This is a genomic window from Psychroserpens sp. Hel_I_66, from assembly GCF_000799465.1.
Classification (GTDB): domain Bacteria; phylum Bacteroidota; class Bacteroidia; order Flavobacteriales; family Flavobacteriaceae; genus Psychroserpens.
In genome coordinates, this window is sequence record NZ_JUGU01000001.1 from 3,288,204 (window position 1) to 3,304,075 (window position 15,872).

The following is a 15,872-nucleotide window of genomic DNA, read 5'->3' on the forward strand; positions in this document are numbered from 1 at the left end:
AAGATGGAAGTACAAGGAAAAATCAAAATGATTGGAGAAACTCAAACTTTTGGAAGTAACGGGTTTAGAAAGAGAGAACTGGTAGTCACTACAGAAGAACAATATCCACAGCATATTATGGTAGAGTTTGTTCAAGATAAAACAGATTTATTGAATAATTACCAAGTTGGACAACCGGTAAAAGTAAATATCAATTTGAGAGGTAGAGAATGGGTTAATCCACAAGGAGAAACAAAATACTTTAACTCCATTCAAGGTTGGAGAATAGAAGCAGCACAGGCAGCAGGTAATAACGCGCCTCCAGTTGCTCCAAATGAGGCTTTTGAGCCAGCAACTAATTTAAACGAAGAAGATCACGACGATTTACCGTTTTAAATTTTGAGCATTGAGTCTTTTCAGGAATTCTCAAACTGCGACATTATAATTTTAGAAGCCTTGATTTTTATTGAGGCTTCTATATTTTATAATACTTCACTAAAAGCGAAATTTCTTTTAAATGAAAAGCAATCAATTTTAAATCCTAAAAATAAATGCACTTTCTCAATAAGGATATTATTTTCCCAGATGTAGGCTTAGCTTCAAAAGAAGGTGTCTTGGCCATTGGTGGAGATTTGTCTCCAGAGCGTTTAGTGCTTGCTTACAAAAGCGGAATTTTCCCGTGGTTTGACAATGAAGAACCAATTATTTGGTGGTCGCCAGATCCTCGATTTGTTCTATTTCCGAAGGAATTAAAAGTGTCTAAAAGTATGAAGCAGGTTTTGAGAAACTCAGATTTTGAAATTACCGTAAATAAGGATTTTGAAACTGTAATTGATCACTGCTCAAAAATAAAACGCAATGGGCAACAGGGCACTTGGATCACTCAAAACATGAAAAATGCCTACCTCAAATTACATAAGCTGGGCTTTGCGAAATCTGTTGAGGTTTGGTTAGATCACAAGCTAGTTGGAGGGCTGTACGGGATCGATTTAAATAATGGAGTATTTTGCGGTGAAAGCATTTTCACTCTTGTAAGTAATGCTAGTAAAGTGGCTTTTATTTCGTTTATTCAAAATTCAAATTATAAACTTATTGACTGCCAGGTTTACACTAACCACCTTGAAAGTTTGGGTGCTAGGGAAATTTCCAGAAACGAATTTTTAAAATATCTAGTTTAAATTCTTATTTCTACGGAAGTATTTAGAAACAAACTCTCGCTTGTCTCAATATTCAAGGCTTCTAAACGTAATTCCAGACCAAATTCTAAAGTCAATTTTTCAGTTAATTGCAAACCTAATGAAGGTGACAACCGATAATCTATTTCTGGTTTATTTATGCTCGAATTGGTGAGCAAAGCTTCATTGGAAATTACAAAATAGGTTTCGCCAACATCCAGTTTTAAACCTTGTAAAGGGAAGTCTAATGCCAATCTGTACCTAAACCTAAATGCTGTAAAAGTTTCGTAAAATCGCTGTTCAGTTCTAAAGCGGTGACCAAAACGTAGTGTGCTTAAAAGTGATTTTACATTGAATTGTTGTGTGAGTCTAATTTCATTACTTGAGTTTTCAAACAGATTACGATTTCTATACATTATACCAAACGCAATACTGTGTTTTAAATCTAATTTAAACGTTGAAAAATGACTCAACTGCACTTGTCTCAAATTGTAATCTAATTCTTCATTTTTATAAGCAAAGGCTCGAGAACTCAAAGAGAAATTTGTACTATAATTTTTAGTAAAGTTATGTCTTAATGCAAACTCGTGATCATGAAGAACACTTGTTTTGTCCTGTGCATTAACAGCAAAAGATATAAAACAGAATACGAACACTAAAAATTTAGTACATGATGTATTCATAACTTTCGGGTTGAAGGTTTCTTGATTTTAAAAACTGTCCATTGAAATCAAAGGTCATCTCTGCCAATAACCAAAAACCATCTTTTTTTAATGCAATAATAATTTCATAATTAGAGCGAATAGATGCATTATCAGTTAATATGGTATTTAAAAAATCCCTTTGCGAAGTTTTATTATTATAAAGATACTGTTCTTGTATTTTCAAAATGTCAAACTTTGAAGTCTGTAAATTTAAATAGGCATTTATAGCAGTTTTTAAAGTGTCGTTTAGATGTTTTTTCTTAATTGTTTTCTCAATATCCTCAAGAGTGCCATTGTTGTCAAATTCTACACTATACCAATGTTTGTTATATTTAAATTTGCTTTCAAAACTTAATTTATCGCCATCGGTTTCTTTGTAATATTTTATACGTCTTGCTTTTTCCGGAACATATTCCAATACAAGTTGCGCACTCTCAGGAAACTGAGACATAGAAACTCTAGATTCTTTTTCGTTTTTGGTCTGAGCCACCAAATTTGAAAAGGAGAACGTAGCAATTAAGACTAAATAATAACTAAACTTCATCATATCTAAAACAATTAATCTCATGGTCATTAACCATTCCCGTGGCTTGCATTTGTGCATAAATAACAGTCGAACCTACGAATTTAAATCCGCGTTTTTTTAAATCTTTACTAATGGCATCACTTAAAGGTGTATTTGCAGGTGCTTCTTTATAATTTTTGACTTTGTTATTAATGGGTTTTCCATCAACAAAACCCCAAATATAGGTTGAGAACGATCCAAACTCTTCTTGAATTTTCATAAAAGCTTGAGCGTTGGTAACAGTTGCTTTTACTTTCAGTTTATTTCTTATAATGCCTTCATTTTTTAGCAGTTCGTCAATTTTTTGTTGATTGTAATTTGCTATTTTTTTATAATCAAAATCATCCAGAGCTTCTCTAAAGTTCTCACGTTTTTTTAAAATTGTAATCCAACTTAAACCAGCTTGAAAGGTTTCCAATATAAGAAACTCAAACAAGGTCGCATCGTCCTTTACGGGAACTCCCCATTCTTTATCGTGATACGCTTCGTAAAGATAATCACCCAAACACCAACCGCATTTATGTTTTTCCATAATCAATATTTGATTGAAGTTTAAAAGTAGTAAGTTTTTATGTAATCTATCGTCTTAAATAATGATAATCAAATTGAGAAAAACAACTTTTTATTAGATTGAATTGCCTTAAATTGAATTCTTAAATTATGAATACATTGGAAGATACAACATTAAAGAATATTATAACCGAAAGCCTAAAAACATCATTATCTTATGATGAATATCGTGAAATGGTAAAATCTCTAGTTCAGGAAAATTCGACAACAGGTCATCAAAAAACCGAGGATTTGGTCAATTATACCATGCTTAACGACAGGAGAATGAAACGTTGGGACAAGACGGTTAAAATTTCCGAAGAGATCAAAACCAAATTTTCAAATTTCTACGGAAATGTAACTTGGTTGGTCATTACAGAGAGTTGGTGTGGCGATGCTGCTCATGTGATTCCCGTATTGCATAAGCTTGCTGAACTTTCCGAAGGTATCAATTTAAGATTAGTGCTCAGAGATGCGAATGACGAATTAATGGACCAGTTTTTAACCAATGGCGGACGAGCAATCGCAAAACTGATTATGATTGATTCTACCACAAAAGAGGTGCTTGGAACTTTTGGGCCAAGACCAAGTGAAGCAACCAAGTTGGTAGAAAACTATAAACAGAAACACGGTAAAATAACACCAGAATTTAAGGAAGACTTGCAAATTTGGTACAATAAGGATAAGGGTCAAAATATAATTGAAGACATTATAAAACTATTTAAACTATAATTATTTACCCTTAAAATAATAGGTAATAGATCCAATTTGACTTTTGCGCTCAGCATTAGAAAATACAGCATTTTCAGCATATTCTATTGCTGCATCAATTAGACATTGATTGTTGCTAGAAGATGATGAATTGATGTAGGTATCTGTAACCTGTCCTTGGGAATTTACTGTGATATTAACTACTATTTTACCACTGGTTTCGCATAAATAAACTGGAGGCGGGAGCTTCACTTTTTGTCTGTCTTTTAAAGAAAAAGATACACTACTATTTGCATTTCCTCGTTGATTCTTTTCAGACTTTTTAGAGGAATGCATTTTTAAAATATCATTGGCTTTGTTGAATTTTTGCTTATCCTCTGCGTTTAAAGCATATTGTTTTGAAGCATTATAAGATGAATTTGAAGTTAGAACATCTTCATTGGTTTGAGACGCGTCTTCCATATCTTCAACCTCTTGCTCAGTCAAGTCATCGGTTGGAGCATTGCTTGCGGTTTTAAAATTACGCATCATTTCCTTGAATTCTTGATCTTCATTATAAGCCTCGTTTGTGTTAGAATTAGATGCTTGTTCTCGAGCCTCAAGTTCTTCGAGGCGTTTTTGCTGTTCTATTTCTTCTTCGGTTTGTGGTTCTATTTCGTAGAAACTTTCAGAAATAAATTCCGCTTTTTTTGAGATACTAAAACTAAACAAAGCAAGCACGATCGTACCAGAAAGTAAGAATGTTATGATAAGTGGTTTATGTTTTTCAACAAAGTTCAAATAAGCGAATTTTAATTAAGTTAGTTAAAATATATACGGTTAAAGTAAGGAAAAAGATTAAAATAGCATAAACTCCAGAAAAACAGCAAAACTTGATAATTTATCTTCTTGCCTAAAACCAAAGCGTTTTCTGCTAAAATCAAATCCAATAAGCCATGAGTTTTTAAAATCGTCATCGTAAGCACGATACCCAATACCCACTTTATACATATTGCCATTTTCAAAAGCTTTTCCCAGGTCAACGAGTTTTCCGTAGCCACCTCTAATAAATACTTGGTCGTCAAAATCGAGAATGTTATAGGTAAAGTCTAAAAACACTGGAAAGAAGTTTAAGTTTTGATCCAAATAATGGTCATATTCAATATTGAGACCAACACTCGATCGCGTATCAAATTGGTAACCTAATGTGTTGTTTAAAAAAATTCCGTTGAGGTTGATGAAGGATTGATCATCATCATTTCCAATCGTATAATCTTCGTTGGTGGTTAATGTGGCAGATAATGAAACTTTATAAAAAAGTCCGCGAGTTTTTTGATCATCTTGAGCATGTGCTATTGTCAAAAAAAATACAAGAAATACAGTTGAGAGTTGTTTCATATTAAATTGGAATAGAAGCAAAACAGACCTCAAAAATTATTCCGAAGAAAGAGAACCAATAAAATCCTCAGGAGAAACTGCATTCAAAACATCAAAATCACCAATTTTTGTACGTCTTAGAGCAGAAAGATGCGCGCCAGAGTTAAGCGCTTTCCCAAAGTCGTGAGCCAAAGACCGTATATAAGTCCCTTTGCTACAAACTACCCGAAACTCAATATGAAGACCCTCTATTTTTGTAATTTCAAATTCTGAAATAGAAACTTTTCGAGATTTGATTTCGACCTCCTCACCAGCACGAGCATACTCATATAATCGTTTTCCATCTTTTTTTAATGCTGAAAACACGGGCGGAAACTGCTCAATCTCACCAATAAATTGAGATGTAGTGTTACGAATATGTTCTTCGGAAATATGCTCTGTTGGAAATTTTTGATCTATTTCAGTTTCAAGATCATAAGAAGGCGTGGTGCTACCCAAAACAAATGTTCCTGTATATTCTTTATCCTGACCTTGAAATGTATTGATTTGCTTGGTCATTTTGCCTGTACAGATAATTAACAATCCAGTAGCCAAAGGGTCCAGAGTGCCTGCGTGACCCACTTTTATTTTTTTGATGCTGAAGGCTTGGCGTATTTCCCAGCGCAGTTTGTTAACTGCTTGAAATGACGTCCAGTTTAAAGGTTTGTCAATGAGCAGCACTTGACCAGATTGGAAGTCTTCGGCAGTTTTCATGTTATTTGTTTAAAAGTGCAAATGTAATGGCTGTAATCCCAACGATGACGCAGTAGATTGCAAAATAAGACAGCTTGCTCTTTTTGACTAAGGCAATCATCCAGGTGCAAGCAAATAGGCCAGCGATAAATGCAGCGATAAAACCGATACCCAGATTTGTAAAGTTTGAGCTTTCATATGTGATTTCTCCGCTTAGAACGTCTTTGGCTATTTTTCCGAAGATCAAGGGAACCACCATTAAAAATGAAAATCGAGCTGCTTTTGTTTTGTCATTACCCAATAAAACAGAAGTTGAAATCGTTGCGCCAGATCTAGAAATACCTGGAAGCATCGCGATAGCTTGTGAGATACCAATAATAAATGCATTGGAGAAACTCACTTTTTTATTAGTGTCTTTTGCTCTGTCTGCTAAAAACAATAAGACCGCAGTAACAATAAGCATGCAACCAACCAATAATATATTACCGCCAAATAGCTGTTCAAGTTCTTTCTCAAAAAATAATCCTACAATAACCGCAGGAATCATAGACAATGCAATTTTTGAGATGAATTGTAGATCGTCGTTCCATTCAAATTTGAGTGCGCCTTTAATGAGGATTAAAATATCTTTTCTAAAAACCACAATAGTACTCAAGGCTGTGGCAAAATGTAATACGACTGTAAATAACAGGCTTTCTTTTGGTAATGACTCATCACCAAGAATGGCTTTCCCTAATTCTAGATGGCCACTTGAGGAAACAGGTAAAAATTCTGTTAATCCTTGAATAATTCCCAGTACAATTGAATCTATAATATCCATAGAGCGCAAATATCAACTAACGGAAAACATTTTCCAAATAAGAAGAATTGAAAGTGATTATTAATTTTTTCGAAGTTAAGAGTTGGATTCCTGGTTTTTATTGGGATTCAATAAAATCGCATAAACTTGGATCCCAAAGCCAATTAAAACTAAGGTTGGCGCGAGTCTAATACGTCTCCAGCTAAAAATGCTCTCGTCAAACACATTTGGGTCGTCGCTCCCGCCACCAGACATTAGAATAAAACCAAGAGCAATAAATGCTAATCCAATAAGCATGAATTTATAGTTTTTCTTTCCGAAGATATAATCGTTTTTAGATACGTCGTTACGTTTTTTCTCTCCCATAATTTATGTTTATTCCTCTGTAATTCTAGTGTTTAAGAGACATTGAAATTGATTGATGCAAAGTAACAGTTTTATTTAAAATTATTATGTTAAGAGCATCTAAATTTATTATGCAGCCTTTTTCTTTGATTGGCTATCGTAAAATATAATTCCGTCAATGAGTGCTTCTAATTCTTGAAGCTGTTCGTTTGAATCGTAAGAAATTATAATGGAAAAGCTAAACCCGTTTACAATAGTGGTCATGTATTTTTGTTTAAAAAATCCGCCAAGATAATCGCCAGTTACATTCATGACGTCAAAGGATTTTCCGCCAATAGCTTTAGTTTCAAAATCGTTATCAAACTCATAATTAATTACCGTTTGCGTCATCATTTTCTTGGCTTCTTTTAAATAATCACTACCTCGTTTTACCTGAGGAAACATTTTTGTGTTTTCTGCAACAATGAGTATGGAATAGTTATAACCTTCTTCAAAACCAGTTTCATACTTGAATGCTGAAAATAGATTGGCACTATTGATTTCTGTAGCTTTTACTGCACGCTTGGTTTTTTCGTCGGTTAACATTTCTGTTCCAGAATCTGCTATTTCCTTCATTTCCTCTTTTGATTGAATGTCCCAAGACGCATCAAAGGGAAACCGCATTTTAAAATAGTCATTGGTATAGACACCATCTTCAATAGTGCCATAATCAAAATTCTCTGGTATGGCTGTTTCATTTTTACAACTAAAACTGATTATAACAACGAATAAGAGGATGAGTTTTTTCAAAGTAAAAAGGTTTAGTAATAGAGTTGATCGGTTTTCAAATTAAGAAAACGTTGGGTTGCAATAAAAGTACTGATCCAAGTGATGAAAATTCCCAGTAAAAATATCCCAATAAAAAGACCACCAATTAAAATAGGTTGTTGAAGAAGCTCTAATTGAGGGAAAGTCTTGTCGAGATAATACAGCACAAAGCCCATCCCAATCATAGCGACGATGGCTCCAATGACACCCAATTGAATGCTTTTAAATACAAATGGTCTTCTAATAAAACGTTTTGTAGCACCAACCATTTGCATGGTTTTGATGATGAATCGTTTAGAATATACCGCTAATCTAATAGAACTGTTAATTAATAATACAGCGATCAATGTAAAAATCGCACTTAGAATCAACACCCAAAACGTGATTTTTTTAACATTATCGTTCATAATCTCCACCAGATCATTATCATATTTAATATCCTCGATAAAGGCTTTGGTTTCCAGCTCTGCAGTGATGCCATCTAAAGTTTCGTTGGTGACATAATCTGCTTTGAGATAGACATCTATAGAATTTTGCAAAGGGTTTGTGCCTAAAAACTCCATAAAATCCTCACCAATATCAGATTTTACAATCTGTGCAGCTTCCTCTTTTGAGACATATTTCGCTTCTTTGGTATAATCTGCCATAGCTAAACTTTTTTGCAGTTGGCTTACTTCAACCTCCTTTGCAGAATCATTCAAATAAATCGTAACCACAACTTGTTCTCTAAAATGATCTGCCAATTTTTTAGCGTTCAAAACCAGCAACCCTAAACAGCCCAATAAAAACAGTACCAAAGCGATACTTATCACTACAGAAAAGTATGAGGAAATTAATTTGCGTTTTTGATATTGATCAAAAGATGATGCCATAAAATAATAGATTAATGGTGTAAAAATATAAAAGAAATTCTTTGTTTAAGGTTTACAACGCTTAAACTTTTAAATGTCTTGTAATACCTTTAAATTTGCGGTTTAAATTTCAGAATAAACCATGAGTTATCATTTTAATGAGATAGAAGCCAAATGGCAAAAATATTGGGCAGATAACCAAACATTTAAAGCCTCAAACCACAGCGATAAACCCAAATATTACGTGTTGGATATGTTCCCTTACCCAAGTGGAGCAGGATTGCACGTTGGCCATCCCTTAGGTTATATTGCGAGTGATATTTATGCACGCTACAAGCGTCACAAAGGTTTTAATGTACTGCATCCACAGGGTTACGATAGCTTTGGTTTACCAGCAGAGCAGTATGCTATCCAAACTGGTCAACATCCTGCGATAACTACAGAAACGAACATAAAAACTTACCGAAGACAATTAGACCAAATTGGTTTTTCGTTTGATTGGAGTAGGGAAGTGCGCACCAGTAATCCTGAATATTACAAATGGACACAATGGATTTTCATTCAGCTTTTTGAATCCTGGTACAATAAAGACACCAATCAAGCAGAACATATAGACACTCTTGTCTCAAAGTTTTCTTCGGAAGGTAATGCCAAAATAAACGCAGAGTGTGACGATGATATCACCAGGTTTTCTTCGGAAGAATGGAACAGTTTTTCTTCGGAAAAACAACAAGAAATACTACTAAAATACAGATTAACCTATCTCGCAGAAACAGAAGTCAATTGGTGCCCAGCACTGGGAACCGTTTTGGCAAACGACGAAATCGTCAATGGAGTTTCAGAGCGTGGCGGACATCCAGTCATAAGAAAAAAAATGACTCAATGGAGCATGCGAATCTCTGCCTATGCAGAACGTTTGCTTCAAGGATTAGACACGATTGACTGGACAGAATCTTTGAAGGAAAGTCAGCGTAATTGGATTGGGAAATCGGTTGGAGCCTCTGTGACATTTAATGTGAAAGATAAAGACGAGGTCATCGAAGTCTTCACAACAAGACCAGACACCATCTTCGGAGTTAGTTTTATGACCTTAGCTCCAGAACACGAACTCGTATCAAAAATTACAACCGACGCCCAAAAAGCAGAAGTTGAAGCCTATATAGAAGCAACAGCAAAACGTAGCGAGCGTGACCGTATGGCAGATGTGAAGACTATTTCGGGAGCGTTTACAGGCGCTTATGCAGAGCATCCCTTTACAAAAGAGCCAATCCCAATCTGGATTGGAGATTACGTTTTAGCTGGCTACGGTACAGGAGCAGTCATGAGCGTACCTTGTGGAGATCAACGTGATTACGATTTTGCAAAACATTTCAATATTGCTATTCCTAACATATTTGAAGGTGTAGATATTTCCGAAGAAGCTTACGGGTCTAAAGACAACGTAAAAATTGCAAATAGTGATTTTCTTAACGGATTAAACTATAAAAAAGCAAGCAAAACTGCCATTTACGAACTTGAGAAATTAGGTCAAGGCGAAGGCAAAACAAATTACAGATTGCGTGATGCAGTGTTTTCTCGTCAGCGATATTGGGGAGAACCATTCCCAGTATATTATGTGAATGGGATGCCACAAATGATTGACAAACAACACTTGCCAATTGTATTGCCAGAAGTTGAAAAATACCTCCCAACCGAAGAAGGTGAACCACCTTTAGGTCGTGCAGATGTTTGGGCTTGGTGTACAGAAAGTAATACGGTTGTAAGCAACGATAAAATAAATAACACGACTGTTCACCCTCTAGAACTCAACACCATGCCAGGTTGGGCAGGAAGTTCATGGTATTTTTTTAGATACATGGAAGAAAAAGCCAATAGAGATGAAACGTTTGCTACGGAAGACGCACTCAACTATTGGGAAAACGTAGATTTATACATTGGTGGTAGCGAGCATGCCACAGGACATTTACTTTACTCACGTTTTTGGGTAAAGTTTATGAAAGATAGAGGTTTCGTCAATGTGGAGGAACCTTTTAAGAAGTTGATTAATCAAGGGATGATTTTGGGGACGAGTGCTTTAGTATATAGGCTTAAACTAGGATTTAAGGCTAAAGATGTTAAAAGTGAAAATATTGATTCTTACAGGAATAGTTTTGAAAATATAATTCAAGCTTATAATTTAATATTTGTTTCATCAGATCATGTTGAAAAGGAGTTAAACGGAGAAGTGTCAGTTAAGTTTAGTAGTGGTAAATTTTCGAAACTTAAATCATTTATAGAAAATTATAATACTGATGACATTAATTTAGATATCGTGTCTGTGTCCTTTGATAAAATTCATGTTAAAGTAGACTATGTCAATGCTTCAGATGAAATTGATGTAAATGGATTAAAGAATGACAAAGAATTCGGAGAAGATTTTAAAGATGCTATTTTTATTGGAAAGAATGGGATAGTCCTTTCCTTCGGAGAGGATTTAGGAGAGGACTTTAAAGTCTCGCGCGAAGTAGAAAAAATGTCCAAATCCAAATACAACGTTGTCAATCCAGATGCGATTTGCGAACAATATGGAGCAGACAGTCTACGTCTTTACGAAATGTTTTTAGGGCCTTTAGAACAAGCCAAACCTTGGAATACTGCTGGTATTACTGGAGTTCACGGTTTCCTCAAAAAACTTTGGAAACTCTACGTTGATGACAATGGTTTAAAAGTTAATGACGCAGAGCCAACAGCAGAGGCTTTAAAAACATTACACAAAACCATCAAAAAAGTAGAAGAAGATATTGAGAACTTCTCGTTCAATACATCGGTTTCTACATTTATGATTGCGGTTAACGAATTGACTGCTCAACAATGTACGAGCAAAGCAATTCTTGAACCGTTATTGATTGTGTTATCGCCTTACGCACCACATATTGCTGAGGAATTATGGAGTAAGTTGGGTCATAACGTATCGATTTCGACAGCAACATTCCCTGAGTTTGAAGAAAAATATTTAGTAGAAAGCAGTAAAAATTATCCAATCTCATTTAATGGTAAAATGAAATTCACAATGGAATTACCTTTAGATTTAAGTAAAGAAGACATCGAAAAAGCAGTGATGTCTCACGAAAAAACCATCGTGCAATTGGATGGTCGCGAGCCTAAAAAAGTGATTATTGTTCCTGGTAAGATTGTGAATATTGTAGGATAAAAAAGTCTTCAGTTTTCAGTCATTAGTTGGCGTGTGGTTTATGAAATTTTGTAATTATGAAAAAAAATATAGTTTTAATTATTCTAATTATGAACTTTGCTTGTTCTTCTTCGGAAAAGCAAACGGTTGAATTATCCTGCGGACAATGCCAATTTGGTCTCACCTCACAAGACGGTTGCGATTTGGCAGTGCGATTAGAAGACAAAGCTTATTTTGTAGATGGTGCAGATATTGATGATTTTGGTGATGCACACGATAAAGCATCTGGGTTTTGCGAAGTCATTAGAACTGCTGAGGTTTCCGGAGAAATTGTAAACAATAGATTTAATATAAATACTATAGATTTAAAGGATTAATGAGATTTGCTCCAAAAAAATTTGATAAGGTTGTTTTGTTTTTCTTTGCTGCATTTTCAATAGGAGCATTTCTTTTCTGGGTTTTTGAGGAGCAATTCGATGAGAAAGAATGGCATGCAAGACCTTCGAGACGCTACAAAATGGTTGATGATATGATTGGTGATGATGAGTTACTTATCGGTAGGTCAAAACAAGAAATCATTGATTTTTTGGGGAAGCCTGTTGATCCTATTACAGCTGAGAAAGATGTTTTAAATTATAAAATAGGGACACCTCCAAGTTTTTCTAAGCTTAAAAGAGAAGAACTCATTATCGAGTTTGAGAACGACATAGCAGTCAAGGCTTTTCGGGTTAGAATGGAAGACTAATCTGCCAAAATTACATAGTATCAAAATGGCTCACTTTTTGTTATATTTATACTAATAATTTAATAGAAAAATTTATGAACGGAATGATTGGATATTACATTCTAATTGGTGCGATAGCATTGGTAAGCTGGTTAGTGAGTAGTCAACTTAAAAGAAAATTCGCGAAGTACTCTAAAGTACAATTGCGAAATGGAATGAGCGGAAGAGAAATCGCAGAAAAAATGCTCGCAGATAATGGCATAACAGATGTTGAGGTGATTTCAGTTGCTGGTCAATTGACAGATCATTACAACCCAAAAAACAAAACAGTAAACTTAAGTGAGCCTGTATATAATCAGCGTAACGCTGCTGCTGCAGCTGTTGCAGCACATGAGTGCGGTCACGCAGTTCAGCATGCACAAGCCTACAGCGCTTTAGGGATGAGATCTGCCTTGGTGCCAATTGTAAGTGTGACTTCTGGTATGTCACAATGGTTGGTGATTGGAGGCTTAATGTTGGGTGCAGCTGCAGGTATTGGACTCGGTTATTGGGTCTCTGTCGCTGGATTGGTATTTATGGGATTCGCTACATTATTTAGCTTTATCACATTACCAGTAGAATACGATGCAAGCAACAGGGCATTGGCTTGGTTAAAAAACAAGAACATGGTAACTCCAGAAGAGTACAAAGGATCTGAAGATGCACTTAAATGGGCAGCAAGAACCTATCTTGTTGCTGCAATTGGAGCATTGGCATCTTTGTTGTATTGGGCTCTACAAGTGTTTGGAAGTAGAAATTAATACTTCGGAATAAAAAAATCTAACATTACCGAATTACGTTTTACTACGTTTTTCGGTTTTGTTTTTATTAAATTTGACTAACTAAATCAATTATACTTATGGAAAATTCAAATCAAGGTCAATTCGAGAGATTGGATGACAAAATGGTACTCAGCAGACTTGCAGTCTCAGATCGTACCGCATTTTATAAAAAAACCTACGCACACGTTGCAGGAGGTGTATTGGTCTTTATTCTTTTTGAATGGTTACTTTTACAAAGTGAGACAATCGTTAATTTTGCATTGTCAATGACTCAAGGTTGGCGTTGGCTCATCATGCTTGGTGGTTTTATGTTTATCACAAACTATGCTGAAGGGATGGCACTCAAAACAAAAGATAAAAACAAGCAGTATTTGGCCTACGGACTTTATATTTTAGCAGAAGCTTTTATTTTTGTGCCTTTGCTTTATATTGCTATCAACTTTTTGGAAGATGGCGGAAAGGTTTTATATCAAGCATCAATTGTAACATTGTCTTTATTTACAGGATTAACAGCAGTTGTATTTGTCACTAAAAAAGATTTTTCTTTTCTGAAAACGGGACTTACCATTGGATTTTTTATCGCGATAGGATTAATTATTGCGGGTTCAATATTTGGCTTTAATCTTGGTTTATGGTTTTCGGTAGCGATGTGTTTATTGGCAGGAGGTTCTATTTTATATCAAACGTCTAATTTGGTCAATAAATATGCAGAAGATGAGTACATACCAGCATCATTGGGTTTATTTGCTTCGTTGATGTTATTATTCTGGTATATATTATCGATTTTTATGTCGAGAGATTAAACTCTTCCGAAGAAATTTCCGAAGAAAATATAATTATAAAGCATCCTGGTTTGGGATGCTTTTTTTATAGTTGCTCCTCAAGATTCACCAATTTATTCTGAATGGCATAGACTACCAAACCTGCGAGGTTTTTAGATTCGGTTTTTAAAAGAAGGTTGTTGCGATGGCCATCAACTGTTCTTGGGCTAATGAAGAGTTTTTCTCCAATTTCATTGGTTGTGAATTGTTTGCAAATGAGTTGTAAAACTTCCTTTTCACGTTTGGTGAAATAGGTTGTGTCAAAGTTTGACTTTTTGTTATGATCGTTATTGTTTATTAACCCTTCGTGGATAAATTTCATCACTTGTGTATCATAATAAAAGCCTTTATCTGCAACTTCTTTTATGGTAGTTAACATGAGTTTTGGTGTGCTGTTTTTTGCCAAATAAGCCACAGCGCCAATGGAGATCATATTAATTATAAAGGGTTTGCTAAAGTAGCTTGTTAGCGCAATAATCTTGATATCTGGAAACTCCTTGCGAATCAATTTGGTGGTTTCAACACCGTTAAGTCCTGGCATTTTTAAGTCTGTGATAACAAGTTCTGGTAATTGCTCTGCTGCTCTTAATTTTGTCATAAGATCGTTGCCATCTTCTGCATCAAAAAGAATTTCTAAATTATTTTCTTTACTCAGAATAGACATGAGCCCTTGTCTGAAAAGTAATTCGTCATCTGCAATTGCTAGTGTTATTTTAGTATCCATAAGAGTGACAATTTATAGTGAAAATACTTCCTTTATTTTTAGAGCTCTCAACAAAAAGTTGTCCGTTTAAAATGGCAACTCTACTCTTAATGTTTTGTAATCCTATTCCTGGTTTCTTTTTTTGTTCATTAATATCAAAACCTATCCCGTTATCTTTAAAGATGAGCTCAAAACCATTATCTTCCTGTTTAAGCTCCATTTGTAATTGGTTTGCTTTACCGTGCCTCAATGCGTTATTAATGAGTTCTTGAGCAATTCTAAACACATGAAGTTCATTGTTTTTATCTAGGTGTTCAAGAGATTCTATATGATGCTTTATCTTGATAGATGTGTTTGATGTGAACTCATCAAATAATTCTTCCAAAGCTACTTTAAGCCCAAATTTATCTAAAATTGGAGGCATTAGCTCATGGGCTATTTTACGTGAACTCTCTAAGGTGCTTGTTGTAATATTTAAAATATGTTCTAGTGCCTCTTTTTGTTCAGTATTGATTGTTTTATCTTCTAATAGTACGTTGGTAGTTAAGCTTACCACATTTAATTTTGAGCTAATAGCATCGTGTAAATCCTGAGCAATGCGGTTTCGCTCTTCTTCTTGAACTTTAATTGTGGTTTGTAATATTTTTTTTTGATGATCTAATTTGATGTTTACTTTTTCAACTTCTTTTTGTATGATTTTTTTTCTTGAATAATGAAAGAATAGTATAAGTCCTAAGGTAACTAAGACTAAAAAAATAATTCCATAGACAAGAGCACCTATGATTTGTTCTGGACTAACTGAAAGTTCCGTTTCCATTGTAATAGAATTAAAATTTGGTAAACAACATAGAGTATTCTATTGATTAAATAAATATTTTTCTTAAGGTCACTATTCGTCAAATTATTTGATGATATATAATTGCCCAGTATAAAGATAAGTGTACTAGAGGTTATAAAAATTAAAATACCAGCATTTATCAATAAATAATTATTGGCATGATTTAAAGAATTATATAAATGAATTATGGAGTAAGTAACTAAGGGTAAAGAAGTTATAAATA

General features: G+C 34.6%; 20 protein-coding genes. 8 read left to right on the top strand and 12 right to left on the bottom strand.

All coding sequences use genetic code 11. The annotated features are described in order from the left end of the window. Positions 1-3: 3 nt before the first annotated feature. Positions 4-375: a DUF3127 domain-containing protein gene (locus GQ40_RS14570; RefSeq protein ID WP_047549981.1), complete on the top strand. Its 372-nt coding sequence runs from the start codon at positions 4-6 to the stop codon at positions 373-375. Positions 376-530: 155 nt separating this feature from the next. Next, positions 531-1,157, top strand: a complete 627-nt coding sequence (gene aat, locus GQ40_RS14575; RefSeq protein WP_047549985.1) for a leucyl/phenylalanyl-tRNA--protein transferase — start codon at positions 531-533, stop codon at positions 1,155-1,157. Here the strand turns inward: aat and GQ40_RS14580 are convergent. The 3 genes from GQ40_RS14580 to GQ40_RS14590 are packed head-to-tail and all read right to left on the bottom strand — an operon-like array spanning position 1,154 to position 2,955. Beyond that, positions 1,154-1,837, bottom strand: a complete 684-nt coding sequence (locus GQ40_RS14580; protein ID WP_047549988.1) for a DUF2490 domain-containing protein — start codon at positions 1,835-1,837, stop codon at positions 1,154-1,156. The genes aat and GQ40_RS14580 overlap by 4 nt on opposite strands. Further along, complete coding sequence (locus GQ40_RS17270) at positions 1,818-2,426, bottom strand: hypothetical protein (protein WP_052184280.1); 609 nt, start codon at positions 2,424-2,426, stop codon at positions 1,818-1,820. The genes GQ40_RS14580 and GQ40_RS17270 overlap by 20 nt, the downstream gene beginning before the upstream one ends. After that, positions 2,392-2,955 (bottom strand): DNA-3-methyladenine glycosylase I, encoded by a 564-nt coding sequence (locus tag GQ40_RS14590; protein WP_047549991.1) that lies wholly within the window; start codon positions 2,953-2,955, stop codon positions 2,392-2,394. Before GQ40_RS14590 ends, GQ40_RS17270 begins: the two co-directional genes overlap by 35 nt. A gap of 128 nt (positions 2,956-3,083) precedes the next feature. Between GQ40_RS14590 and GQ40_RS14595 the strand changes: the two genes are divergently transcribed. After that, positions 3,084-3,704, top strand: coding sequence for a thioredoxin family protein (locus GQ40_RS14595; protein ID WP_047549994.1), 621 nt, complete (start codon positions 3,084-3,086; stop codon positions 3,702-3,704). Here the strand turns inward: GQ40_RS14595 and GQ40_RS17275 are convergent, their stop codons facing one another. The 7 genes from GQ40_RS17275 to GQ40_RS14630 form a co-directional block, all read right to left on the bottom strand. Next, positions 3,705-4,463 carry a hypothetical protein gene (locus tag GQ40_RS17275; RefSeq protein ID WP_052184281.1) on the bottom strand — a complete coding sequence of 253 codons (759 nt, stop codon included), beginning with the start codon at positions 4,461-4,463 and terminating at the stop codon, positions 3,705-3,707. A gap of 57 nt (positions 4,464-4,520) precedes the next feature. Beyond that, positions 4,521-5,060, bottom strand: coding sequence for a hypothetical protein (locus GQ40_RS14605; protein ID WP_047549997.1), 540 nt, complete (start codon positions 5,058-5,060; stop codon positions 4,521-4,523). 36 nt (positions 5,061-5,096) lie between these two features. Further along, positions 5,097-5,792 (bottom strand): tRNA pseudouridine(55) synthase TruB, encoded by a 696-nt coding sequence (truB, locus tag GQ40_RS14610; RefSeq protein ID WP_047550000.1) that lies wholly within the window; start codon positions 5,790-5,792, stop codon positions 5,097-5,099. Between the two features lies 1 nt (position 5,793). After that, positions 5,794-6,591 carry an undecaprenyl-diphosphate phosphatase gene (locus GQ40_RS14615; protein ID WP_047550003.1) on the bottom strand — a complete coding sequence of 266 codons (798 nt, stop codon included), beginning with the start codon at positions 6,589-6,591 and terminating at the stop codon, positions 5,794-5,796. 75 nt (positions 6,592-6,666) lie between these two features. Continuing rightward, positions 6,667-6,936, bottom strand: coding sequence for a DUF3098 domain-containing protein (locus tag GQ40_RS14620; protein ID WP_047550006.1), 270 nt, complete (start codon positions 6,934-6,936; stop codon positions 6,667-6,669). Positions 6,937-7,044: 108 nt separating this feature from the next. Then, positions 7,045-7,704, bottom strand: a complete 660-nt coding sequence (locus tag GQ40_RS14625) for a hypothetical protein (RefSeq protein ID WP_047550009.1) — start codon at positions 7,702-7,704, stop codon at positions 7,045-7,047. 11 nt (positions 7,705-7,715) lie between these two features. Then, the gene (locus GQ40_RS14630) at positions 7,716-8,594 is read right to left on the bottom strand and encodes a cell division protein FtsX (RefSeq protein WP_047550012.1); all 879 of its coding nucleotides are present in this window, start codon (positions 8,592-8,594) and stop codon (positions 7,716-7,718) included. 121 nt (positions 8,595-8,715) lie between these two features. On the opposite strand from GQ40_RS14630, the gene GQ40_RS14635 reads away from it, so the two are divergent. The 5 genes from GQ40_RS14635 (at position 8,716) to GQ40_RS14655 (ending at position 14,090) form a co-directional block, all read left to right on the top strand. After that, a complete protein-coding gene (locus GQ40_RS14635) occupies positions 8,716-11,763 on the top strand; it encodes a leucine--tRNA ligase (RefSeq protein WP_047550016.1) in 3,048 nt (1,015 codons plus the stop codon). Positions 11,764-11,819: 56 nt separating this feature from the next. Further along, complete coding sequence (locus tag GQ40_RS14640; RefSeq protein WP_047550018.1) at positions 11,820-12,119, top strand: DUF6370 family protein; 300 nt, start codon at positions 11,820-11,822, stop codon at positions 12,117-12,119. Next, the gene (locus GQ40_RS14645; RefSeq protein ID WP_047550020.1) at positions 12,119-12,487 is read left to right on the top strand and encodes a hypothetical protein; all 369 of its coding nucleotides are present in this window, start codon (positions 12,119-12,121) and stop codon (positions 12,485-12,487) included. The genes GQ40_RS14640 and GQ40_RS14645 overlap by 1 nt, the downstream gene beginning before the upstream one ends. Positions 12,488-12,570: 83 nt before the next feature. Further along, on the top strand, positions 12,571-13,266 hold the full coding sequence (locus tag GQ40_RS14650; RefSeq protein ID WP_047552023.1) for a zinc metallopeptidase: 696 nt from the start codon (positions 12,571-12,573) through the stop codon (positions 13,264-13,266). A 98-nt stretch (positions 13,267-13,364) separates the two neighbouring features. Continuing rightward, positions 13,365-14,090, top strand: coding sequence for a Bax inhibitor-1 family protein (locus GQ40_RS14655; protein WP_047550023.1), 726 nt, complete (start codon positions 13,365-13,367; stop codon positions 14,088-14,090). 64 nt (positions 14,091-14,154) lie between these two features. On the opposite strand, the gene GQ40_RS14660 is transcribed toward GQ40_RS14655, so the two are convergent. Both GQ40_RS14660 and GQ40_RS14665 read right to left on the bottom strand, forming a co-directional pair. Continuing rightward, positions 14,155-14,832 (bottom strand): response regulator transcription factor, encoded by a 678-nt coding sequence (locus tag GQ40_RS14660; RefSeq protein WP_047550026.1) that lies wholly within the window; start codon positions 14,830-14,832, stop codon positions 14,155-14,157. Beyond that, positions 14,822-15,628 carry a sensor histidine kinase gene (locus GQ40_RS14665; RefSeq protein WP_047550029.1) on the bottom strand — a complete coding sequence of 269 codons (807 nt, stop codon included), beginning with the start codon at positions 15,626-15,628 and terminating at the stop codon, positions 14,822-14,824. The genes GQ40_RS14660 and GQ40_RS14665 overlap by 11 nt, the downstream gene beginning before the upstream one ends. Between the last annotated feature and the right edge of the window lie 244 nt (positions 15,629-15,872).

Bases quoted from the DNA above. Each gene is read 5' to 3' on its own strand.
- aat (WP_047549985.1), top strand. From the start codon at position 531: ATGCACTTTCTCAATAAGGATATTATTTTCCCAGATGTAGGCTTAGCT.
- GQ40_RS14615 (WP_047550003.1), bottom strand. From the start codon at position 6,591: ATGGATATTATAGATTCAATTGTACTGGGAATTATTCAAGGATTAACA.
- GQ40_RS17270 (WP_052184280.1), bottom strand. From the start codon at position 2,426: ATGAGATTAATTGTTTTAGATATGATGAAGTTTAGTTATTATTTAGTC.
- GQ40_RS14635 (WP_047550016.1), top strand. From the start codon at position 8,716: ATGAGTTATCATTTTAATGAGATAGAAGCCAAATGGCAAAAATATTGG.
- GQ40_RS14660 (WP_047550026.1), bottom strand. From the start codon at position 14,832: ATGGATACTAAAATAACACTAGCAATTGCAGATGACGAATTACTTTTC.
- GQ40_RS14640 (WP_047550018.1), top strand. From the start codon at position 11,820: ATGAAAAAAAATATAGTTTTAATTATTCTAATTATGAACTTTGCTTGT.
- GQ40_RS14645 (WP_047550020.1), top strand. From the start codon at position 12,119: ATGAGATTTGCTCCAAAAAAATTTGATAAGGTTGTTTTGTTTTTCTTT.
- GQ40_RS14655 (WP_047550023.1), top strand. From the start codon at position 13,365: ATGGAAAATTCAAATCAAGGTCAATTCGAGAGATTGGATGACAAAATG.
- GQ40_RS14665 (WP_047550029.1), bottom strand. From the start codon at position 15,628: ATGGAAACGGAACTTTCAGTTAGTCCAGAACAAATCATAGGTGCTCTT.
- truB (WP_047550000.1), bottom strand. From the start codon at position 5,792: ATGAAAACTGCCGAAGACTTCCAATCTGGTCAAGTGCTGCTCATTGAC.
- GQ40_RS14650 (WP_047552023.1), top strand. From the start codon at position 12,571: ATGATTGGATATTACATTCTAATTGGTGCGATAGCATTGGTAAGCTGG.
- GQ40_RS14630 (WP_047550012.1), bottom strand. From the start codon at position 8,594: ATGGCATCATCTTTTGATCAATATCAAAAACGCAAATTAATTTCCTCA.
- GQ40_RS14580 (WP_047549988.1), bottom strand. From the start codon at position 1,837: ATGAATACATCATGTACTAAATTTTTAGTGTTCGTATTCTGTTTTATA.
- GQ40_RS14590 (WP_047549991.1), bottom strand. From the start codon at position 2,955: ATGGAAAAACATAAATGCGGTTGGTGTTTGGGTGATTATCTTTACGAA.
- GQ40_RS14595 (WP_047549994.1), top strand. From the start codon at position 3,084: ATGAATACATTGGAAGATACAACATTAAAGAATATTATAACCGAAAGC.
- GQ40_RS14605 (WP_047549997.1), bottom strand. From the start codon at position 5,060: ATGAAACAACTCTCAACTGTATTTCTTGTATTTTTTTTGACAATAGCA.
- GQ40_RS14570 (WP_047549981.1), top strand. From the start codon at position 4: ATGGAAGTACAAGGAAAAATCAAAATGATTGGAGAAACTCAAACTTTT.
- GQ40_RS14620 (WP_047550006.1), bottom strand. From the start codon at position 6,936: ATGGGAGAGAAAAAACGTAACGACGTATCTAAAAACGATTATATCTTC.